Here is a 22,315-nt window from a genome sequence, read left to right as displayed (position 1 = left end):
TTCTGTATATTTTAACATTTATTACGCAAAACAAAAAGAAGAGACTACGCCTCTTCTTTTTGTTTTGTTGCATATATTAATTCACATATTTCTTCTTGCTTTTCATTTTCTAAAAGCTCAATGATCTTACTTCCAACGACAACTCCGTCGCATATTGTAATTATTTCTTCTACATGTTCCTTTGTTGAAATACCAAATCCTGCGACTACTGGTAAGTTGACGTGTGATTTTACTTTTTCTAAGTAACTATGAATCTCCTCTTTAAAGTTTTGACGTACTCCCGTTACGCCCGCTACTGTAACAGCATAAACGAACCCTTCTGATTCACTCGTGATTTTTTCAATTCTTTCAATAGGACTCGTTACGGTAACGAGTGGAATGAGCGCAATGTTTGCCTCTCGAAGTAACGGCGCAATAATATTTTGTTCTTCATACGGTAAGTCCGGAACGATGATGCCGTCTACACCTGCTTCTATACAGTTCTCGATGAATCTCTCTTTTCCGAATGCAAGTACCGGATTTAAATATGTCATAAGAACAAAGGGCATTTGTACTTCTTTCCTTACCTCTGCTAACGCTTGAAAAATGCCTTTTAATGTTACGCCGCTCTCTAGCGCTCGCTTTCCTGCTCTTTGAATCGTTGGGCCATCTGCGACTGGATCTGAAAACGGAATACCAATTTCAACGATGCTTGCTCCAGCCTCATCTAGAAAACGAATTCTTTCTTTTAATTTTTCAAGGCCACCATCTCCGCCCATTACGTACGGAATAAATGCTTTCTTGCCATTTTCAAACGCTGCTTTAATTTTTTCTACTCCCATTTTTTACACCTCTTCCATATAACGTTTTATACTCTCTACATCTTTATCCCCGCGGCCTGATAAACAAATAACAAGTCCTTCATCTTCCTTCATTTTCGGAGCTAATTTTAATGCGTATGCGACAGCATGCGAGCTTTCTAACGCCGGGATAATGCCTTCTTTTTTCGTTAATAATTGAAATGCTTCTAATGCTTCTTCGTCTGTTATCGAATGATAAGAAACGCGGCCGATATCTTTTAGCAAACTATGTTCTGGACCAACACCTGGATAATCAAGTCCTGCTGAAATAGAGTGTGCTTCTTGAATTTGCCCTTCTTCATTTTGCAGAAGATACATCATTGATCCGTGCAGGACACCGACGCTTCCTTTCGTTAAAGTTGCTGCATGCTTTTCTGTATGAACGCCTTTTCCAGCTGCTTCTACGCCGTAAAGAGCAACTTCTTCATCGTGTACGAACGGATAAAACATCCCCATTGCATTACTACCACCTCCAATACAAGCAATGACTGCTTCTGGTAACTTTCCTTCTAACGCCTCATATTGTTTTTTCGTTTCATTTCCAATTACACTTTGGAAATCACGTACAATTTGCGGGAATGGATGTGGTCCGAGAACAGATCCCATAATGTAGTGCGTATCATGCACATGTGAAACCCAGTAACGAAGCGCCTCGTTTACCGCATCTTTTAATGTACCGCTACCTGCCGCTACACTTTCTACTTTCGCTCCGAGTAATTCCATTCGGAACACATTTAATTTTTGACGTCTTACATCTTCTTCTCCCATAAAAATGACGCATTCTAATCCGAGAAGAGCACATACAGTAGCTGTTGCAACTCCGTGTTGTCCAGCTCCTGTTTCAGCGACAACTTTTTTCTTGCCCATTCGCACTGCAAGTAGTGCCTGACCGATTGTATTGTTAATTTTATGAGCTCCTGTATGGTTCAAATCTTCACGTTTTAAATAAATCTTTGCACCACCGCAATACTTCGTCATATTATCAGCATAATATAGCGGTGTTTCTCTTCCGACGTACGTTTTTAAATAATGATTTAATTCCTTTTGAAACGCCTCATCTTGCATCGCTTCTTTATATGCTTCTTCTAGTTCTAGTACAGATTGCATTAACGTTTCTGGAACGTATCGTCCTCCGTATATACCGTAATGTCCTTTTTCATCTGGATATGCGTAGTTCATTTGGAACACTCCTTCGCTTTTATAATAAATTGTTTTATTTTCTCTACATCTTTCTTTCCTTCTGTCTCTACTCCGCTGCTCACATCGACCATATATGGCCGAACAGTTCGAATTGCTTCTTCTATATTAAGAGCGTTTAATCCACCAGCTAATATCGTTTTCTTTCGCAATTCTTTTGGCATATGCCCAAGTAGTTCCCATGAAAATGTCTTTCCATTTCCTCCATGAAACTTTTCTTTCGGGCTATCAAATAATATATAATCCGTTTCATACCCTTGAGCGTTTTTCATATCACTCTCTGAAGTTACTCCTAGTGATTTTATAGACGGAATATTCAATCTTCTGATTTGATAATTATCTTCATCTCCATGTAGTTGTACATGTGTTAACCCGCACTCATCTGCAATTTTCTGGATCACTTCTACTGATTCATTTACGAAAACACCGATTTTTAACACGTTGGCTGGAAGCTCCTGAATGATTTCTTTCGCTCTCTTTGGAGTGATTTTCCGTTTACTTTCTGCAAAAACAAATCCGAGTGCATCTGCTCCGTATTCGCAAGCACGTTTTGCTGTTTCCATATCAGTGATGCCGCAAATTTTCACTTTCATATGTTCACCTTACAATCTTCAAAAAAGGTACGAATAGAAGATGATGTCATAAGCGCTTCCCCAACTAATACACCTTTTGCTCCTGCTTTTTTAACACGAATAATATCCTCTTTTGAATGAATCCCGCTTTCGCTAATCCAAAGTAATTTCTCCTCATTTAATCGTTTCCCGAGCTTTTCCGTTTGGTTTAAATCCACTTCAAACGTTTTTAAATTACGGTTGTTAATACCGATAACGTGCGGATTTAATACAATCGCAATTTCTAATTCCTGCTCATCATGAACTTCAACAATTGCTTCTAATCCTTTTTCTAGTACGTAACTATACAGCTCTTTTAACTTCTCTTCCGTTAACGCCGCTACGATTAGTAAAATAATATCTGCGCCAGCTTCATACGCTCTATCGATTTGAATCTTATCGATTATGAAATCTTTACATAAAAGCGGAATGTTACTTTCTTCTCTTGCTGTTTGTAAATCTTGAAACGATCCTTTAAAAAATTGACCATCTGTTAAAACAGATACTGCTCCTGCACCACATTTCTCATATGTTCCCACTTGTTTTCGTACGTCAACGTGTAAATTGATATCTCCTTTTGATGGTGATGCTCGCTTTACTTCTGCAATGACAGTAAACTGCTGTAACGCTTCTACAAGTGAATGTGTCTTTCTTTTTGTTTTTACTGGTGTATATATTTCATATAACTCCGCAACTTCCTTTTTCTTCTGTTCTACAATTTTATCTAAAATCGTCCCCACTTTAGTTCACCCTTTCTAATTTTTCGTTGCTTGCTACAATTAATAAGTTTAATTTGGCTAATGCTTTTCCAGAGTCAATGCTATGTGCCGCGAGTTTAATTCCTTCTTCAATCGTTTCCGTTTTTCCATTTGCGAAAAGAGCTAGGCCTGCATTTAATAAAACTGTATCGCGATAAACACTCTTTTCTCCGCTCAATACTTCAAGCGTAATCTTTGCATTTTCTTTTGAATTCCCCCCTCTAATTTCTTCATTTTTCACTCTTGAAAAACCATACTTTTCTGGATCAATACTCATTTCCACTATTTCATTATCTTTTAAAATGACAACGTGATTTTCCCCTTGTAATGATGCTTCATCTAAAAAACCACTTCCATTTACAACAAGCGCTTGTTTCCGGCCTAACTTTTGTAATACTTGTGCAACTGGTAATAACATATCTCGTTTATAAATACCGACAAATTGTGTTTCTAAATTCACTGGATTTGTTAAAGGGCCAATTAAGTTAAAGATCGTCGGTACGTTTAATTCTTTTCTTATTTTCATAATGCGCCTTAGTGCTGGATGCATCGCTGGTGCAAATAAAAATGCAATGCCCACATGCTCTAGTAAATAATCAATTTCGTTTGGCGTACTACTAATATTTACACCTAGTTCTTCTAATAAGTCTGCACTTCCTGTTTTACTAGAAACAGCACGATTACCATGTTTTGCAACCTTTACACCTGCTCCTGCCAGTACGAATGCTGATGTTGTGCTAATATTAAACGTTTGAGCACCGTCACCACCCGTCCCGCAATTGTCCATTGCTCCTTGTATATGGTTCGAAAATGGTAGTGCCTTTTCGCGAAGAGCTCGAACGAGACCGTATATTTCTTCTGCATTTTCACCTTTCGCTTTCAGTAAGACTAAGAAAGCTGCAATTTCACTTTCTAATATGTTTTCACTTAATAAAAGTAGTCCTGCTTTATACATTTCCTCTTCTGTTAAATGTTGACCCTCCACTAATTTACGAAGATAGTTATTCATACTCTTTCCTCCTCTTTTACTTCTGTTAAAAAGGCACGTATTAACTTTCCGCCTTCTTCTGTTGCGATTGATTCCGGATGAAACTGTAATCCGAAGAGCGGATAATAATTGTGACGGACTGCCATTATTTCTCCGTCGTCCATCGCTGTCGCTAATATGTCAAAGCACTTTGGCAAGCTCGTTTGCTCTGCAACAAGGGAATGATAGCGCATCGCCGTTAGCGGCTGTGTAACATATGAAAAGATTGACGTTCCGTTATGTTTCACACGCGATGTTTTTCCGTGTTTAATACGCTCTGCTCTAACAATGTCTCCTCCAAATGCAGCTATGATCGCTTGGTGGCCAAGACAAATCCCTAATATGGGAACGTTCTTATAAAAATGACGGATGACGTCGATACAAATGCCAGCATCCTCTGGTTTTCCTGGTCCTGGTGAAAGTACAATTCCTCTTGGATTCATCTCTTCTAACTGTTCTATCGTTATTTCATCATTTCTTACAACTACAATTTCTTCTTCATGTTCGCCTAACAGTTGATACAAGTTATATGTGAATGAATCGTAATTATCGATAAGTACAATCATTTCATTACCTCCAAAAGCGCTCTCGCTTTATTTAATGTTTCTTCATATTCAGCTACTGGATCTGAATCGTAAACGACTCCTGCTCCTGCTTGAACGTATGCTTTTTCATCCTTTACGACCATCGTTCGAATGGCGAGCGCCATATCAAGATTTCCTGAAAAACTAACGTATCCAACTGCACCAGCGTATACATTTCTTTTTTCATTCTCTAGTTCATTTATAATTTCCATCGCTCTAATTTTCGGAGCTCCAGAAACCGTCCCTGCTGGTAAGCAATACGCTAACGCATCAAATCCGCCCATTTGTTTTCGCAATATTCCGTAAACTTCAGATACAATGTGCATAACGTGAGAGTATTTTTCTACTTTCATATATTTATCTATCGTAACCGAGCCGATTTCGCTCACTCTACCAATATCGTTTCGCCCAAGATCTACAAGCATCATATGCTCTGCTCGCTCTTTCTCATTGCCTAACAGTTCTTTTGCGATTTCCTCGTCTTCCCTCTTCGTTTTCCCCCTCGGCCTTGTACCAGCAATTGGATTCGTCATCACTTTATCCTTCCGTACTGATAGTAAACTTTCCGGCGAAGAACCGAGTACAACATAATCTTGAAAATCGATATAGAACATATATGGTGATGGATTTGCAATTCGAAGTTTTCGATATAACGCGAATGGATCACCAATACATTCACTTTGTAAACGCTGTGACAGTACGACTTGGAATATGTCTCCCGCTCTTATATATTCTTTCGCCATTTCTACCATCTCACAAAACTCTTTTTCCATTATAGAAGAAGTGAATGATAATGTGGATTGTATTGCATTTACTTCAGCTTCTTCTCCTTGTAGCACTTCCTCTTTGTATACTCGTAGCCTTTCGTATACTTCTTCATAATCTGCTGAATCATCTTGCCTGCATACATATACAAACGACAACTTTTGGCGTAAATGATCGTAAACGATAAACTCACGATATAGTAAAAGATGTACTTCCGGAATATTTAATGGGTCGTGTAAATCCGCTCCAATGTTTTCATACTGCCGAATGACATCATATCCAATATAACCAACTGCTCCTCCGCAAAATGGAAATGGACTGTCTACTTGTGATGGTGCGATTACTTCTTCTAACACTTGCAGTACATTACCTTGTAACTTTTCTGCCCGGCCGTAAATCGTTCGTTCCACTTCCGTACCAACGCTTTTCACTTCTCCATAAGGATTACATCCCAAGTAAGAATAACGCCCTTTATCTTGATGAAGCTGTGAACTTTCTAATAAGAATTTCTGCTTCCCTTTCATACGTCTATATAAAGAAATTGGCGTAATGCTATCTCCTTCTTCTTCAGTGATTACTAAAAATGTCTTTCTCTCTCTTTTTTGTTTTATAAATTCTTCTTTCGTCATCATGTCCTTCACCTCGCCCTGAAAAATAAAAAAGTCCTCTACATATCGAAAATATGTAGAGGACGATAAATATACCGCGGTACCACCTCGTGTTGGATGCAAAAGCATCCCGCTTTGTTCAGGTACAAAATTTATACCTTATCCTTGTAACGGCGGAACCCGGGTTGCCTACTGAAAATAATTGTTCAGCATACCTCTCGTAAGCCCATTCCGTATATGGCACCGTACCGGGCTCCCACCTATTCCCGGCTCTCTGTAACGTCTCTAATATACGTACTCTTCTTACTTAAACGATTTCATTTATTTAATTTTTTATACACAAAAAGGGAGTACTCATCCTATAGAAAGGACGGGTACTCCCGTGGTGCCACCTTAATTCATTACAAATGTAACGCACTTTACCGTATCAAAAACAATACGTGTCTCTTGTATCGATGAGATCATGTCGCCAAAGCCTACTTCTTTCGTTTCGGTTTGGAAGCTCCGAAGCCCATTCCACATCAATTCCATACTGATTCGCACCAACCATCAGCTCTCTGACATGTTCATCATGTGTACTCTTCTTCATCAACGCTTGCATTTTTTTAAGTTGCACTCATTATAGACCTGACTTTTTTCACAAGTCAATACTTTTTTAAAAATTTTATTTTTCTTTCCTTTCAATATTATATTGACAAAACAACCTCTTTTTATGTAAATATAATAAATACTCTATTAAAAATAAGGTTTTTTGTATGAATATTATATATTAAAAAAGTAAAATGACATCAAAAAACGCTTACATTTCTGAAAATTCGTATTTCTATATGGATTTTTCAGAATAATCATGATAGATTATAAAGTGAAACTTTAATCAGTAGGGGTTTGTTCATCCCACTGATTATTAGTTAAATCAATCGGGCATTTACGGGCAGTTGCTCTCCCACCTAACTTCCTTGCCCAGCCAATTTTAAGGTGGGAGTTTTACTGCCCGTTTATGCGGGATAAATATGCATAACGCATCAAAAGACATGACAAAAGGAAGGGGAACTTCATGAGTACGCAGATGTTAACTTTAACTTCAATCTCTATTTACATGCTCGGGATGTTAGTAATCGGCTATTTCGCCTATAAACGAACGTCCAACTTAACAGATTATATGCTTGGCGGGCGTACACTAGGCCCCGCAGTAACGGCATTAAGTGCTGGAGCATCCGATATGAGTGGTTGGCTTTTAATGGGATTACCAGGTGCAATGTTTAGCGTTGGATTAAGTAGTAGTTGGATTGCGATCGGCCTAACACTAGGCGCATACGCAAACTGGCTTTATGTTGCTCCTCGCTTACGTACCTACTCAGAAATTGCAAATAACTCTATTACTATTCCAGAATTTTTGGAACACCGTTTCCACGACAAATCTCATATGCTACGTTTAGTATCTGGACTTGTTATTATGATTTTCTTTACTTTCTATGTAGCTTCAGGATTAGTTTCAGGCGCTGTATTATTTGAAAATTCATTTGGTATGAACTACCACGTTGGATTATTCATTGTTGCAGGCGTTGTTGTAGCTTACACATTATTTGGTGGGTTCTTAGCAGTAAGTTGGACAGACTTCGTGCAAGGAATCATTATGGTAGTCGCTCTTATTCTTGTTCCTATCGTAACAATTATGAATTCGAATGGACTTGGACCTGCATTTGATACAATCCGCTCTGTAGATCCAACACGTTTAGATATTTTTAAAGGTGCCTCTACTTTAGGAATGATTTCTTTATTCGCATGGGGGCTTGGTTATGTTGGACAACCTCATATTATCGTACGCTTTATGGCGATTTCGTCCGTAAAAGAACTGAAAAGCGCACGAAGAATTGGTATGAGCTGGATGATTTTCTCTGTTGTCGGAGCTATGTTTACTGGTCTTATCGGTATTGCTTACTATTCACAACAAGAGTTAACATTATCTAACCCGGAAACAATTTTCCTTGAACTAGGAAAAATTTTATTCCATCCACTTATTACTGGATTCTTATTAGCCGCTATTTTAGCAGCAATTATGAGTACAATCTCATCTCAGTTACTCGTTACTTCAAGTGCAGTAACGGAAGACTTATATCGTACATTCTTTAAACGCTCTGCCTCTGATAAAGAGCTTGTATTTGTCGGTCGTATGGCTGTACTTGTTATTGCATTAGTTGGATGCGCTTTAGCGTTTAAACAAAATGATACAATTTTAGCTCTTGTTGGATACGCTTGGGCTGGGTTCGGTTCTTCATTTGGACCTGCTATTTTATTAAGCTTATATTGGAAACGTATGACGAAATGGGGCGCACTTGCCGGTATGATTTCTGGTGCCGCTACTGTTATTATATGGACTCAATTCAAATTCTTAAAAGATTTCTTATATGAAATGATTCCAGGTTTCGCTATTAGTTTACTAGCCATCGTAATTGTTAGTTTACTAACACAACCTTCAAAAGAAGTTGAAGAGCAATTTGAGGATTTCGAAAAACAACATCGTCATAATTTATAAAAAAATCTCTGCTGTTATGATAACAGCAGAGATTTTTTACAGTTCGACAATCTTCTTATCAAATTTAACAAATTCTTTATGTTTCGTTAAATTTAACATAACACTACTCCTTTATAGTATGAGTATCAGCACTTATACAGAAAGGGGACTCCAACATGTTAGCAGCTTTCCAGCAACAACAAACACGAAAATTTTCACCTATCACAAATACTTCTGCGTCTTGTTTAAACATGCAACCTAACCCGCCTAAAATTTCAATTGCTCCTTCTGTTATTTCAGTCATCGGTGTTCATATGGAAAAACATAAATTAAAAATAAAAACGGGACAAAACATTGTGTTATCAGCTTCCATTTTACCAATACAAGCAACGAATAAAGAGCTTATTTGGTCAAATATGAATTCTGATATCATCACCATATATCCAAAAGGTGACACCGTAACGATTACTGGAAAAAGTACAGGTAAAGCAGTCGTAATTGTCACAACTGCTGAAGGCAAATTCCGTGACCTATGTGTCATTCATGTACACCCTTATATGACAAATCCAAAGTAAAAGAGTGGCTTCGTAGCCACTCTTTTACTTGATTTCAATATTTGAGTTTTTACTTTTTACAAGATTAATAAAAAAAGATGAAGATTTATCTTGTTTATGATGGTTGAAATTTGAAATTGCCTGTTCTTCTGTATAAAAATTTGATGTAACTTCTTTCCCTGCTTCATCTATACTATGTTGCCTAACGCATCCTTTTAATACAAAATAACATTTTAACGGAACATTTCCTTGTCTTAGGAGCACTGTTCCTTTTTTATATTCTTCAATTTGTAATTCACTGAGGATCATTTGCTGCTCTTCTTCACTTAGTGTTGTAAATCTATTCATATACTTCTTTAATATCTCTTCCATTTTCCTCCCCCTTCTACGCCCGCATTTCTATAAAACAAAAAGAGAAGTATCATAACTTCTCTTTTCTCCCCTAACACTATAATTCCTGTGTATACACCGGCTCGTTTACGACATTTTTTGCTGTTCGCTTTTGTTGCTGCAGTAAGAAAACAGATACACCAAACAATACGAGCATGCTACCGATAATTTGCATTGCATTTAATTTTTCTCCAAGTAAGAAGAACGCAAGTATAGATGCTCCAACAGGTTCTCCTAAAATACTCATTGAAATTGTCGTTGCATTCACATAATTTAACAGCCAGTTATTAATTACATGTGACACTGTCGGCACAACCGCAAGTAAAAGAAAAACAGTCCAATCCCACTTCGTATAACCTGTAAAGGGTACTTGTAATATGACATTATAAATCCCCATAAAAAGACCTGCGAACGCAAAGACTGTAAAGCTATAAATCCAGTGCGATACTTTCTTCACTGTCGTTTGCCCGATAAATAAATAACCGACAACTGCTATTACACTTAGAAAGGATAATATGTCACCATAAATTGCTTGCTTACTTAAACCTAAATCTCCCCAACCAATGCACATTACTCCTAAAATAGCGATTCCCATCGTTGCAATGGCTGAATATGTTGTTCTTTCTTTAAATAGAAAAAAACCTCCAACTAAAGATACGATCGGTTGAAGTGCCAAAATAATTGTTGAACTAGCAACTGTTGTATGCTTTAAAGATTCAAACCATAAAAGAAAATGAAGTGCTAAAAAGAAACCAGATCCAATTAAAAAGCCCCAATCTTTCATTTGAATCCTATTAAATTCCTCTCTTTTTTTCCATACGATAGGCAGCATAATAAGTACGATAATCCATAAGCGATACATACTTAATATTGAAGATGGTGCTGAGGACATCTTTACAAAAACTGCTGCAAACGAAATGGCAATTATAGAAATTGCTAATGGTAGTGCGATTGATTTTTCTTGTTTCAAATCCTGTCTCCCCTCTCACCTGTCAAAAATCCCACTTCATTATATCCGTTTTCTTTCGCAACTTAAATACTAATTTTTTAGATTCTTCGTACCATTATGGTAAAATAGAAATTAAGGCACCGATTAGTGAATATTTCTTTCCTTTTCACTACAAGCGTCGCTCTTACAATCGTTACAGTAAATTTTTATTTAGGGGGATCTACATGAGTCAAACAATAGGGAGAATTGAAGAAATTTCATTTTATAGCGCATCACTCCAAGAAGACGTTACACTTCTCGTTTATTTACCAGTAAATTACACGCCACTGCACAAACATACAGTTGTAATTGCACAAGATGGTAGAGATTATTTTCAGCTCGGTAAAGCGCACCGTGTAATTGAGCGCCTTCGTGAAACCGAAGAAATTGACCGTACAATTATTGTCGGTATTCCATATAAAAATGTACATGATCGTAAAGAAAAATATTTCCCAAATGAAGTAAAAAATGCTGCATATATTCGTTTCCTTGCTCATGAACTTGCACCATATATTGATGAAAATTATCCAACGTACCAAATGGGAAAAGGCCGTGTTTTAATTGGTGATTCTCTTGGTGGAACAGTTTCCTTTATGACTGCACTTATGTATCCGCATACATTCGGTAAAGTCGTTATGCAATCACCATTTGTGGATGAGACAGTGATGAACTTAGCAAAAGAATTCAAAGATCCACAGGCGTTAGAACTGTATCACGTCATCGGTACAGAAGAAACGGCTGTAAAGCGTACTGATGGACAAGTATCTGATTTCGTAGGGCCGAACCGTGAGTTAAATACGCTTCTTACAGATAAAAACTTCATCACGCATTATGAGGAATTTGAAGGCAATCATACTTGGAAATATTGGCAGACTGATTTACCGAAAGCCTTCTCTCATATTCTATCAATGAAATAATAGAGAGCAGTATTCAGAATAATTTGATATAATAGATAAAGAGATTTATTTATCTCAAAATCTAACTAGACTTACAAAGGGAGGAATTGGAACATGAAATTAGGCATTGTAATTTTTCCATCTAAAATGATTCAAGATAAAGCGAACGGATTGCGTAAACGTTATGACCCGCACTACGCATTAGTTCCGCCACATATTACATTGAAAACACCCTTTGAGGCGCAAGATGAACAATTAGAGTCGATTGTAAACGAGTTACATACAATCGCAAGTAAAACGAACCCTTTCACCCTTCATGTTGGGAAAGTTGGTTCATTCGCACCTGTTAATAACGTCCTTTACTTTAAAGTAGAAAAAACACCTGAACTTACTTTCTTAAATGAAGAAATGCATAGCGGGTTATTCACGCAAGAACGCGAATATGCTTTCGTACCTCATTTAACAATCGGACAAGGCTTATCAGATGCAGAGCATGCTGATGTGTTGGGCCGATTACGTATGAAAGATTTCTATTACGAACAACCAATTGATCGTTTCCATCTTCTATATCAATTAGAAAATGGAACATGGACTGTACACGAAACATTCCGTCTTGGAAAGGGGAACAACTAATTTGCACGCACAGATTGTACAAACGGACGAACAACTAAGAGATGCATTCTCTGTACGTAAACAAGTGTTTGTAAATGAACAACGTGTCTCTGCTGAAGAAGAGTACGATGAGTTTGAAGAAACTTCAACACACGTTGTTATATATGACAATGATGTTCCAATCGGTGCTGGACGTTTTCGCGCCCTTGATGGTATCGGAAAAATGGAACGCATTTGCGTGCTAAGTTCTCATCGAAAAAAAGGTATCGGAAAAATTGTTATGGATGCGCTTGAAGCGTATGCAAAAGAAAATTCGCTACCAAAATTGAAACTTCACGCTCAAACACATGCCGAAGATTTCTATAAAAAACTTGGATATGTAACGAGTTCTGATGTATTTATGGAAGCTAATATCCCGCACGTCGTAATGATAAAAGAATTGTAATTTGAAAGCAGGAGGTGATCCCTCCTGTTTTTTTACATTGCTATTTTCTTTTTCTTCCGCTAAAGTTAAATGTTGATGCTATAGTTTTGAAGGTGAACATATGACACAAGAAAAATTTTCACAAAAATCGTTAACACACGCTGATATTCCGCGTGCGACATATCATATTCCGAAAACATCTACCCATTTAATCATGGAAGAAGATGTAGATGCGGCTTATTTCCGCGCTCTCGAACAACAAAATGTTTTTTTAAACGAAAAACAATTAGAAGCCGTGCGTACAACAGAAGGTCCTGTTCTTACACTAGCTGGTGCCGGAAGCGGAAAAACATCTGTTTTAACAACTCGCGTAGGTTATTTAGTAAATGTAAAACAAGTTCATCCACGAAATATTTTATTACTTACATTTACACAAAAAGCAGCTGAAGAAATCCGAAGTCGTGTTGCGAAGTTACCGGGTATGAATCATGCAGCAAGTAGTTACGTTGTTGCTGGTACATTCCACTCTGTTTTCTTAAAATTGCTTCGTAGCCAAGGGTATAATCAGCAAATTTTAGCAAATGAAAAACATAAACAAATTATGATAAAAAAAATTTTAAAAGAATTGCGTTTAAAAGACGATTATGATGCTGAAACGATGCTCGCGATGATTTCACTTGAGAAAAACAAATTAAATCGTCCGAAAGATGTAAAAGCGAAAACACCAGTCGAACAAGAATTTAAAGAAGTATACGAACGTTTTGAAGAGGTAAAACAAAGATACAATTATATTGATTTCGATGACATCTTATTGGAAACATATTATATGTTAGAAAATAATGCTCCTTTACTAACTCAATTACAACAACGTTTTCACTACATTGAAGTAGATGAGTTTCAAGATACATCCTATGCACAATATGAAATTGTAAAATTGTTAGCCACGCCAAGAAATAATTTATTTATCGCAGGTGATGACGACCAGGCGATATACGGCTGGCGAGGAGCAAGTCACCAAATTATTTTATCTTTTCCAAAAGAATTTGATAACACAACAATCATTGCACTAAATACGAATTATCGATCCAATCCCTTTATCGTCGGGCTTGGAAATGAAGTTATAAAATTAAATCAAGAACGTTTTGATAAAGAGCTATACTCTGTTCGTGAGGAAGGTGTACAACCTTTTTATGCAAGACCTGCTACGACTCTTGATGAAGCAAATCAAATTTTGCAGCTTATTCAAGAAAAAGTAGAGAGTGGTGAACGTAACTTTAAAGATTTTTGTTTACTGTATCGCACACATTCTGTAAGTCGTTCGTTACTTGATCAGCTTACCATCCATAAAATCCCGTTTATTAAACACGGAGCGAGCCAATCATTTTATGAACATTCTTTAATTAAGCCTGTATTAGATCATCTACGACTTGTGATTGAGCCGTTTCGACTAGAATCACTTTCAAACATATTGCCGACGATGTATATCGGACGTGATGATTGTATTTCATTTATTGAACGTGAACAATGGAAATATGGTGAGGGGCGCTTCCCTTCTCTTCTTCATTTCTTACTATTAAATCCAAGCTTAAAACCTTTTCAAGTGAAAAAGGTAAATGAGCGCATCGATTTTATTAAATTTATAAAAGAATTAGAACCGAAAAAAGCATTAAAAGAAATCATTCATGGTAAAGGAAAATATTTAGAGTACTTGCAAAGTAACGATCGTTCTTCCTTTACAATGCATAAAGACATACAAGAAGAAATGTTGGAAGAATTAATGGAGTCTGCCACTCGTTTCACCGATATTCCAGCTTATTTACAATTTATCGACGAGGCGATTCAAGGTCAAAAAGAAATGGAAGCATTAAAAACAATGCCGCAAAAAGATGCCGTTTCACTTATGTCAATTCATAACGCAAAAGGCCTTGAATTTCCATGTGTCTTTTTACTTGGAGCGAGTGATGGAATCCTGCCCCATACTTCTTCTTTAAAAGATGCAAATGATCGTGTTACGGAAACTTCTGAAGCGTTAGAAGAAGAACGCCGGTTACTGTATGTCGCCATTACACGTGCGAAAGAAGAACTTTACATTTCTTCTCCGCAATTTTTCAGAGGAAAGAAATTAGATATATCTCGTTTTTTATATACTGTGCGAAAAGATTTACCTGAAAAGACATCCACTAAATAAGGATGTCTTTTTTTTATATCACGCTATGTACATCCCTCCTATATAAATTCCTTGTTTTTATCGTAAGAATTAACGTAATATCAGCCATATCCCACTCATATTGTAATAGTGTATGTCAGAACTCACGAGAAGGAGTGAACATAATGAGCTGCAATTGTAATGAAGATCATCAACATGAGTGTGATTTCAACTGTGTATCGAATGTCGTTCGTTTTATACATGAACTACAAGAATGTGCAACGACAACATGTGGATCTGGTTGCGAAGTTCCATTTTTAGGTGCACATAACAATGCATCAGTAGCGAATACACGTCCTTTTATTTTATACACAAAAACTGGAGAACCTTTCGAAGCATTTGCACCATCTTCAAGCCTTACTAGTTGCCGTTCTCCCATTTTCCGCGTAGAAAGTATAGATGATGATGACTGTGCTGTATTGCGTGTATTAACTGTAGTTTTAGGTGATGGTACCGCTGTACCACCTGGTGACGACCCAATCTGTACGTTTTTAGCTGTACCAAATGCAAGACTAATATCAACCTCCACTTGCATTACTGTTGATTTAAGTTGCTTCTGCGCTATTCAATGCTTACGTGATGTTTCTATTTAAAACTAAATAATGAGTTAAGCATGGATTGGGTGGCAGATAATTCTGCCACCCAATCCATGCTTAAAGAGTATTCTTATGTAAATTTCTTAAAATTGGGAACTTGTCTAGAACATAGAACCTGTCCTTTTCATTAACTGAAAGTAGAAACAGATAAAGGAGTGAAAAACATGTTCTCTTCTGATTGCGAATTTACTAAAATCGATTGCGAGGCAAAACCAGCTAGTACACTACCTGCCTTTGGTTTTGCTTTCAATGCTTCTGCACCTCAGTTCGCTTCACTATTTACACCACTACTATTACCTAGTGTAAGTCCAAACCCAAATATTACTGTTCCTGTAATCAACGATACAGTAAGTGTCGGAGATGGCATTCGAATTCTGCGAGCTGGTATTTATCAAATTAGTTATACATTAACAATTAGTCTTGATAACGTACCTACTGCACCAGAAGCTGGTCGTTTCTTCTTATCATTAAATACACCAGCTAACATTATTCCTGGATCAGGTACAGCAGTTCGTTCTAACGTTATTGGTACTGGTGAAGTAGATGTATCCAGTGGTGTTATTCTTATTAACTTAAATCCTGGTGACTTAATTCAAATTGTGCCAGTTGAGTTAATTGGAACTGTAGACATCCGTGCGGCAGCATTAACAGTTGCACAAATTAGCTAGTAAAAAGCGGTATTTCTAATACAGAAATACCGCTTTTTATACATAATAAAAAACACTCACAGTAGCATGAGTGTTTCATTCTTCATATTGTTTTATTGTGTTCTTCTTTTTCCCGCAATTGCATCCCTTTTTCTTCACAAATCCTTGTTGTTGTAATTGTTCTTGATATGCCTGTTGTTGTGCTTGGTGTTGTTGCTGTATATGATACCACTGCTGCAGGTCATATGAATTCTGCCTTGGATTATTGCTCACAGCAAACATCTCCTCTACTGTCAATTCTGTCTATTTACTATATGAACAACTCTTTATTTCCGTTCCCTCATTCTTTTAAACTCCGCTTTTTCTCGTATTATGAAAATATATTATTCTCCCATAAAATATCCTGTAATTGTTTCAATGATGGCTGCTGCTCCTGCAATAGCTAATAATGCAAGTAACGGTTCCGCAACGATAGGGATCCAATTATATAAGACTAATAAAAAAGCACTAACCCATACACCTGTACACCAATAACAGCTTAATAATTCGCCAATCCACTTTCTTAATCCATTACCTTTCACTTTTGTAAACGTTGATACACTTCCATCCGGCTCCGTAATCTCTAATTCATCAATAAATGGTCTTCGCAAAAAGGCTGTAATTTTATCATAAACAATTAAACGAGTGAGCCTAAAGGCAGCTAACGCAAAAATAAAAAATAAAAGCCAGCTTGTAAACAGCATAATTCCACCTTCCCTTATCCTCTTTCGCCTATTTAAAAAAAAAGGTCTTGAGATTGTGACCAAATCTCCTCGACTCCAATATCTTATTAATGTAAATACAAACAAGAAGATAAGGAGTGACATTAATGAGTTGTAACGAAAATAAACACCATGGCTCTTCTCATTGTGTAGTTGACGTTGTTAAATTCATCAATGAATTACAAGATTGTTCTACAACAACATGTGGATCTGGTTGTGAAATCCCATTTTTAGGTGCACATAATACTGCATCAGTAGCAAATACACGCCCTTTTATTTTATACACAAAAACTGGAGAACCTTTTGAAGCATTCGCACCATCAGCAAGCCTTACTAGCTGCCGTTCTCCAATTTTCCGTGTGGAAAGTGTAGATGACGATAGCTGTGCTGTATTACGTGTATTAACTGTAGTATTAGGTGACAGTTCTCCGGTACCACCTGGTGACGATCCAATTTGTACGTTTTTAGCTGTACCAAATGCAAGATTAATATCTACAACTACTTGCATTACTGTTGATTTAAGCTGTTTCTGTGCAATTCAATGCTTACGCGACGTTTCTATCGTAAAGTAAACTAAAAAACTATTGGGGTGGTAGAAGCTTTCTACCACCTTTACATATTTAAAAACCGGCCATACTAATCGATTGGATATCATCTATAGACAACCTAATATCTCTCATACTATTTTGCGGCATAATAGATACAATGCCATTACGATACGATATGATCGATCCAACATATGAGACTGTAGCTGTTTTTATTCTGCATCTTACTTTCGGAATGTAATGAGGGCGGTTTAGTAAAAAATGAATTTTTTCATCATTATTCATATCCTTAAATGATTTATTATACGGGACAGTTCTTACTGATTCTGGTTCTTGCTCTTCTTGTTCTATGTGTTCTTCTTTTTCTTCTTCTATTTTTTCTTCCACTTGCTGCTCTTCTTGTTGTTCTTGTTCTATTACCTCTTCCACAGCACTGCTTACAGCATTTTCGTTTCTATTACTGCTCTCTTTTCGATCCTCATTTTCAAAGTTTGTTAAGATAATCCTTTTTATTTTCGGTGCAGCAAGTTCCAAATTTACTTGCGCAATATATAACAACGGTTTTCCAACTGTTGAACTTTTATTTTTATTCTTCACACTCGTCCCTCCCACTTCCATACGTAGCTGAATAAATCGTGTACTATTATAGTTATATTCATTACGTAGTAAGAACTTTCGTTAAAAATCGTTCTTTCTCAGAACAAATAAAAAGGACAATCTCAGCATTTAGAGATTGTCCTTTAAAAATTAATATTATATTTATCCTAGGATATGATACCCTGAATCAACGTGAATGTTTTCTCCTGTTACACCGCGTGCTAAATCACTGAATAGGAATACTGCTGTATCGCCAACTTCTTCTGGAGTTGTTGTACGACGAAGTGGTGCGCGCTCCTCAATTTCTCTTAAGATTGAGTTAAAATCGCCTACACCTTTTGCAGATAACGTACGAATTGGTCCTGCAGAAATAGCGTTAACACGAATACCGTGTTGACCTAAATCGTTCGCTAAATATTTCACGCTCGCTTCTAATGAAGCTTTCGCAACACCCATAACGTTATAATTTTTCACAACACGCTCGCCGCCAAGGTATGTTAACGTTAAAATATTTCCGCCTTCTGTCATTACTTTTTTTGCTTCTCTTGCTACAGCTGTTAAAGAGAATGCGCTAATATTTTGTGCAAGTAAAAATCCATCGCGAGAAGTATCTACAAACTCACCTTTTAAGTCATCGCGATTTGCAAAAGCAATACAATGTGCTACACCGTGAATAGTACCTACTTCTTGTTTAATTGTTTCAAAGCAAGCTGTAAGTTCCTCATCATTCGTTACATCACAAGGTAATACAAGTGATTCTTGTCCTTCTAATGTGTCCGCTAATTCACGAACGTTTCTTTCTAAACGTTCTCCTGCATATGTGAATATTAATTTTGCACCTGCATTATGCAAAGAGCGAGCAATTCCCCATGCAATACTTCTTTGGTTCGCAACGCCCATAACAACAAATGTTTTCCCTTGTAATAGTTCCATGATATATCCTCCCAGAAATACTTATACTTGTTATTAGTACCTGATACTATAATTATAGTACCATAAAACCGCTTAAAGGCAAACAAAAAAGTCATTAACAGAAATTTGTTAATGACTTTTGGTTTCTATAAAAAACCGCTCTAATCCTTCTTCCCAAGACGGCATTTGTGAAAAACCATTTAATCGTAGCATGTTATGTTGAAAAACAGAATATTTGGGTCTCGCAGCTGCAGCCCCGAATTCTTCCGTTGAAACAGGTAATACATTCACTTTCATATTGGCGTACGAAAATATCTTTTGTGCAAATTCAAACCAAGAGCATGAACCACTGTTTGATACGTGGTATGTACCGTATAAAGAAGTATGAATGAGCTTATTAATAACCATATTTAAATCCGCCACATACGTAGGAGAGCCAACTTGATCCGCTACAACGGATATTTCATCTCTTTCTTTTCCTAATCGCATCATCGTTTTCACGAAATTATTTCCATATTTACCATATAGCCACGATGTGCGAACGATAAAATATTTATTATGTAACTCTTTGACGAACTGCTCCCCCGCATACTTAGAGGCCCCATATATATTTATCGGCGCTGGACTATGAAATTCGTCGTATCCATCTGGTCTGGCACCTTGAAATACATAATCAGTACTAATATAAACTAGCTTTGCCCCTACTAATTGTGAAGCAACCGCTACATTTCGAGCTCCGATTGCATTTATTCTATACGCAAAATCCTGTTCTTTCTCCGCATGATCTACTTTCGTATAGGCAGCACAATGAATAATTATATGCGGTTTTATTTCTTGTACCACTTGTTGTATTCGAGATATATTTGTCACATCTAATAACTTTTTATCAAATGGATATATATCATATTCTTCAGAGTCTAACTCTTCAAATAGTTGCTTTCCTAATTGACCGTTTGCTCCTGTTATGATAACCCTCTCTTTCATTTAACATGCCCCTTACTGGTCTTTTAGTGGTTTCCACCATTCCTTATTCTTTTCATACCATTTCACCGTCTCTTGTAATCCTTGTTCAAACGTGTATTTCGGTTCCCAATCAAATTCATTCTTCATTTTCTCTGCATCAATCGCATAACGACGATCGTGCCCTAAACGATCTGTAACATATTCAATGTCTTTTTTTGTTTTTCCTAAAAGAGTAATAATTTGTTCCACAACTTCTACATTTGTTTTTTCATTATTTCCACCTATATTATATACTTCTCCTACACGTCCCTTATGCAGAACAACATCAATCGCACTGCAATGATCCGTTACATGTAACCAATCTCTTACATTTAAACCATCACCATATAGCGGTAGTTTTTTTCCTTCTAGTGCATTCGTAACCATTAATGGAATTAATTTTTCAGGATACTGGTACGGTCCATAATTGTTAGAACAACGCGTTACTATAACCGGTAATTGATATGTTTTATAGTAAGATAGAGCTATCATGTCCGCGCTCGCCTTACTTGAAGAATATGGACTATTTGGAGCTAACGGTGTTTTCTCTGTAAACTTCCCTGTTTTTCCTAAAGAGCCATACACTTCATCCGTTGACACTTGCACAAGTTTTATATGCGAATATTTTTTAACTAGTTCTAATAAAGTAACCGTTCCAATTACATTTGTATCATAAAAAGGAATCGGATTTTCAATACTACGGTCCACATGTGATTCAGCTGCAAAATTTACAATCACTTGTACGTCTCGCTCTTTTATAACGTGTTCTAATAGCTCTCCATTTTGAATTTCTCCTTTTACAAAAGAGTAATTCGGGTGATCCTGAAGAGATTTTACGTTATTTAAATTCCCACTATATGTTAATGCATCGTAATTAATAATTTTATATGTTTCATAACTTTGTAGCATGTAATGAACGAAATTACTTCCAATAAATCCAGCCCCACCTGTTACTAATATATTCATAAACAACTCTCCTACTTAAAAACTATCTTCATATTCCTCTAGTAATGGTAATATCTGATCCTTATCGGACAATATAGGATCGGTTACTGGCCAAGGAATTGCTAAATCTTTATCTTCCCAAAGTAATCCTGAGTCATGCTCTGCGCTATAATATTCATCTACTTTATACATAACGATAGTATGCGGGACAAGCGTGCAAAATCCATGTGCAAACCCTTTTGGCACTAGTAATTGCCGATGGTTATCTGCACTTAAAATATATCCTTTCCATTGTTTAAATGTCGGTGATTTTTTTCGTAAATCAACGATAACATCATAAATTGCCCCTTGCATAACTTGAATGAGTTTCGTTTGTGCTTTCGGATTTTTTTGAAAGTGTAGTCCCCGAATCGTTCCTGCCTTAGCCGAATAAGATACGTTATCCTGTACAAATGAATACGTTATCCCTAATGTTTCTAGCACCTGCTTATTATAGCTCTCTGAAAAAAAGCCACGATCGTCTCCAAACAACCTCGGTTCTAACAATTTTGCATCGGTAAAATTTGTTTCTACAACTTTCATATTCTCACCTATTCTCCGTTAAACTGTTTCCCAAAATTAATATCCCGTGCTAACGTATTCGCCTTTTGAAGCGAAGCATGAGTTCCCGCATCAGTCCACCAGCCGCTCATTTCATTATAAGTAAGTACCCCTCGCTTTAAATACCAATTATTTATATCTGTAATTTCAAGTTCTCCCCGTGCAGAAGGTTTTAATTCTTTAATATAAGAAAAGACTTTCGAATCATACAAATAAATTCCCGTAACCGCATAAGAACTTTTCGGCTCTTTCGGCTTTTCTTCAATTTCAACTATTTTTCGGTTTTGAATATGTGCTACGCCAAATCTTTCGGGATCTTCTACAGATTGCAATAGCACTTTCGCACCTTCTTTTTGGTTTGCAAACTCTTCAACATACGGAAGAATATCATCTGAAAAAATATTATCCCCTAATATAACTACCATACGATCATTCCCGACGAAATCTTCACAAAGTCCTAACGCCTGTGCGATCCCGCCCGCCTTATCTTGCACACGATACGTAAAGGACACTCCAAATTCATGACCACTCCCTAAAAAGCTAACAACATCCCCCATATGCTCTTTACCTGTAATAATCATAATATCTGTAATATCGCATTGTTTTAGCTTATATACCGCATGATAAATCATCGGATACCGACCAACAGGAAGTAAATGTTTATTCGTTACTTTCGTTATTGGATATAATCTCGATCCAGTACCACCTGCTAAAATAATTCCTTTCACTTTGCATCTCT

At 36.8% G+C, this 22,315-nt stretch carries 25 protein-coding genes, 1 pseudogene and 2 other annotated features; of the genes and pseudogenes, 9 read left to right on the top strand and 17 right to left on the bottom strand.

What is annotated here, in order from left to right; genetic code table 11:
• Positions 1 to 44 precede the first annotated feature (44 nt).
• From trpA to trpE, 7 genes are read right to left on the bottom strand one after another with little or no spacing between them, the layout of a single operon-like run.
• Complete coding sequence (trpA, locus tag NST27_RS06300) at positions 45 to 821, bottom strand: tryptophan synthase subunit alpha (RefSeq protein ID WP_000537834.1); 777 nt, start codon at positions 819 to 821, stop codon at positions 45 to 47.
• Between the two features lie 3 nt (positions 822 to 824).
• Entirely contained in the window at positions 825 to 2,018 is a 1,194-nt protein-coding gene (gene trpB / locus NST27_RS06295) for a tryptophan synthase subunit beta (RefSeq protein ID WP_001105032.1), read from the bottom strand.
• The gene (gene trpF / locus NST27_RS06290; protein ID WP_000865123.1) at positions 2,015 to 2,629 is read right to left on the bottom strand and encodes an N-(5'phosphoribosyl)anthranilate isomerase; all 615 of its coding nucleotides are present in this window, start codon (positions 2,627 to 2,629) and stop codon (positions 2,015 to 2,017) included. The genes trpB and trpF overlap by 4 nt, the downstream gene beginning before the upstream one ends.
• Positions 2,626 to 3,387, bottom strand: a complete 762-nt coding sequence (gene trpC / locus NST27_RS06285) for an indole-3-glycerol phosphate synthase TrpC (RefSeq protein ID WP_000536701.1) — start codon at positions 3,385 to 3,387, stop codon at positions 2,626 to 2,628. Before trpC ends, trpF begins: the two co-directional genes overlap by 4 nt.
• A gap of 1 nt (position 3,388) precedes the next feature.
• On the bottom strand, positions 3,389 to 4,414 hold the full coding sequence (trpD, locus tag NST27_RS06280; protein ID WP_001067354.1) for an anthranilate phosphoribosyltransferase: 1,026 nt from the start codon (positions 4,412 to 4,414) through the stop codon (positions 3,389 to 3,391).
• Positions 4,411 to 4,998 (bottom strand): aminodeoxychorismate/anthranilate synthase component II, encoded by a 588-nt coding sequence (locus NST27_RS06275; protein WP_000636320.1) that lies wholly within the window; start codon positions 4,996 to 4,998, stop codon positions 4,411 to 4,413. Before NST27_RS06275 ends, trpD begins: the two co-directional genes overlap by 4 nt.
• Entirely contained in the window at positions 4,995 to 6,413 is a 1,419-nt protein-coding gene (gene trpE, locus NST27_RS06270) for an anthranilate synthase component I (RefSeq protein ID WP_001985877.1), read from the bottom strand. The genes NST27_RS06275 and trpE overlap by 4 nt, the downstream gene beginning before the upstream one ends.
• A gap of 52 nt (positions 6,414 to 6,465) precedes the next feature.
• Positions 6,466 to 6,710 (bottom strand) — a binding site (T-box leader).
• Positions 6,711 to 6,752: 42 nt separating this feature from the next.
• Positions 6,753 to 6,990: a binding site (T-box leader), on the bottom strand.
• 453 nt (positions 6,991 to 7,443) lie between these two features.
• On the opposite strand from trpE, the gene putP reads away from it, so the two are divergent.
• Together putP and NST27_RS06260 are read left to right on the top strand one after the other, a co-directional pair.
• Positions 7,444 to 8,922: a sodium/proline symporter PutP gene (gene putP, locus NST27_RS06265; protein WP_000107210.1), complete on the top strand. Its 1,479-nt coding sequence runs from the start codon at positions 7,444 to 7,446 to the stop codon at positions 8,920 to 8,922.
• Between the two features lie 155 nt (positions 8,923 to 9,077).
• Positions 9,078 to 9,476: an Ig-like domain-containing protein gene (locus NST27_RS06260; protein WP_000878736.1), complete on the top strand. Its 399-nt coding sequence runs from the start codon at positions 9,078 to 9,080 to the stop codon at positions 9,474 to 9,476.
• A gap of 78 nt (positions 9,477 to 9,554) precedes the next feature.
• On the opposite strand, the pseudogene NST27_RS06255 reads toward NST27_RS06260, so the two are convergent.
• Both NST27_RS06255 and NST27_RS06250 read right to left on the bottom strand, forming a co-directional pair.
• A pseudogene (locus NST27_RS06255) lies at positions 9,555 to 9,827 on the bottom strand (Crp/Fnr family transcriptional regulator); the annotation flags it as partial.
• A gap of 76 nt (positions 9,828 to 9,903) precedes the next feature.
• Complete coding sequence (locus tag NST27_RS06250; RefSeq protein WP_000806939.1) at positions 9,904 to 10,815, bottom strand: DMT family transporter; 912 nt, start codon at positions 10,813 to 10,815, stop codon at positions 9,904 to 9,906.
• A gap of 203 nt (positions 10,816 to 11,018) precedes the next feature.
• Here NST27_RS06250 and NST27_RS06245 point away from each other — a divergent pair, with 203 nt between their 5' ends.
• From NST27_RS06245 to exsF, 6 genes are all read left to right on the top strand, one after another.
• Complete coding sequence (locus NST27_RS06245; protein WP_000084012.1) at positions 11,019 to 11,750, top strand: alpha/beta hydrolase; 732 nt, start codon at positions 11,019 to 11,021, stop codon at positions 11,748 to 11,750.
• A 93-nt stretch (positions 11,751 to 11,843) separates the two neighbouring features.
• Positions 11,844 to 12,362: a YjcG family protein gene (locus tag NST27_RS06240; RefSeq protein ID WP_000765863.1), complete on the top strand. Its 519-nt coding sequence runs from the start codon at positions 11,844 to 11,846 to the stop codon at positions 12,360 to 12,362.
• A 1-nt stretch (position 12,363) separates the two neighbouring features.
• Positions 12,364 to 12,786, top strand: a complete 423-nt coding sequence (locus NST27_RS06235) for a GNAT family N-acetyltransferase (protein WP_000543293.1) — start codon at positions 12,364 to 12,366, stop codon at positions 12,784 to 12,786.
• Between the two features lie 100 nt (positions 12,787 to 12,886).
• Entirely contained in the window at positions 12,887 to 14,953 is a 2,067-nt protein-coding gene (locus NST27_RS06230) for an ATP-dependent helicase (protein ID WP_000191204.1), read from the top strand.
• Between the two features lie 143 nt (positions 14,954 to 15,096).
• The gene (cotY, locus tag NST27_RS06225) at positions 15,097 to 15,564 is read left to right on the top strand and encodes a spore coat protein CotY (protein WP_001277719.1); all 468 of its coding nucleotides are present in this window, start codon (positions 15,097 to 15,099) and stop codon (positions 15,562 to 15,564) included.
• Between the two features lie 167 nt (positions 15,565 to 15,731).
• Entirely contained in the window at positions 15,732 to 16,235 is a 504-nt protein-coding gene (gene exsF, locus NST27_RS06220) for an exosporium protein ExsF (RefSeq protein ID WP_000492942.1), read from the top strand.
• A gap of 75 nt (positions 16,236 to 16,310) precedes the next feature.
• Here the strand turns inward: exsF and NST27_RS06215 are convergent, their stop codons facing one another.
• Positions 16,311 to 16,496: a hypothetical protein gene (locus NST27_RS06215; protein WP_029948404.1), complete on the bottom strand. Its 186-nt coding sequence runs from the start codon at positions 16,494 to 16,496 to the stop codon at positions 16,311 to 16,313.
• 101 nt (positions 16,497 to 16,597) lie between these two features.
• Positions 16,598 to 16,957 carry a DUF1360 domain-containing protein gene (locus NST27_RS06210; RefSeq protein WP_000899664.1) on the bottom strand — a complete coding sequence of 120 codons (360 nt, stop codon included), beginning with the start codon at positions 16,955 to 16,957 and terminating at the stop codon, positions 16,598 to 16,600.
• A 125-nt stretch (positions 16,958 to 17,082) separates the two neighbouring features.
• Between NST27_RS06210 and exsY the strand changes: the two genes are divergently transcribed.
• Positions 17,083 to 17,547 (top strand): exosporium assembly protein ExsY, encoded by a 465-nt coding sequence (gene exsY, locus NST27_RS06205; protein ID WP_001277740.1) that lies wholly within the window; start codon positions 17,083 to 17,085, stop codon positions 17,545 to 17,547.
• 48 nt (positions 17,548 to 17,595) lie between these two features.
• On the opposite strand, the gene NST27_RS06200 is transcribed toward exsY, so the two are convergent.
• The 6 genes from NST27_RS06200 to NST27_RS06175 all read right to left on the bottom strand — a co-directional run bounded on the left by NST27_RS06200 (position 17,596) and on the right by NST27_RS06175 (position 22,304).
• A complete protein-coding gene (locus NST27_RS06200) occupies positions 17,596 to 18,138 on the bottom strand; it encodes a spore coat CotO family protein (protein WP_080008921.1) in 543 nt (180 codons plus the stop codon).
• 141 nt (positions 18,139 to 18,279) lie between these two features.
• Entirely contained in the window at positions 18,280 to 19,050 is a 771-nt protein-coding gene (gene fabI, locus NST27_RS06195; RefSeq protein ID WP_000421885.1) for an enoyl-ACP reductase FabI, read from the bottom strand.
• A gap of 108 nt (positions 19,051 to 19,158) precedes the next feature.
• Complete coding sequence (gene rfbD / locus NST27_RS06190) at positions 19,159 to 20,013, bottom strand: dTDP-4-dehydrorhamnose reductase (RefSeq protein ID WP_000664648.1); 855 nt, start codon at positions 20,011 to 20,013, stop codon at positions 19,159 to 19,161.
• A 12-nt stretch (positions 20,014 to 20,025) separates the two neighbouring features.
• Positions 20,026 to 20,997 carry a dTDP-glucose 4,6-dehydratase gene (gene rfbB / locus NST27_RS06185; RefSeq protein ID WP_001024171.1) on the bottom strand — a complete coding sequence of 324 codons (972 nt, stop codon included), beginning with the start codon at positions 20,995 to 20,997 and terminating at the stop codon, positions 20,026 to 20,028.
• A gap of 15 nt (positions 20,998 to 21,012) precedes the next feature.
• Positions 21,013 to 21,558 (bottom strand): dTDP-4-dehydrorhamnose 3,5-epimerase, encoded by a 546-nt coding sequence (rfbC, locus tag NST27_RS06180; protein WP_000869413.1) that lies wholly within the window; start codon positions 21,556 to 21,558, stop codon positions 21,013 to 21,015.
• Positions 21,559 to 21,566: 8 nt separating this feature from the next.
• A complete protein-coding gene (locus NST27_RS06175; protein WP_000676160.1) occupies positions 21,567 to 22,304 on the bottom strand; it encodes a sugar phosphate nucleotidyltransferase in 738 nt (245 codons plus the stop codon).
• Positions 22,305 to 22,315: the final 11 nt, after the last annotated feature.

Source organism: Bacillus sp. FSL W8-0770, from assembly GCF_038008705.1.
Taxonomy (GTDB): Bacteria; Bacillota; Bacilli; order Bacillales; family Bacillaceae_G; genus Bacillus_A; species Bacillus_A cereus.
The sequence above is the reverse complement of the archived record's forward strand: the minus strand, read 5'-3'. Positions and strand labels throughout refer to the sequence as shown.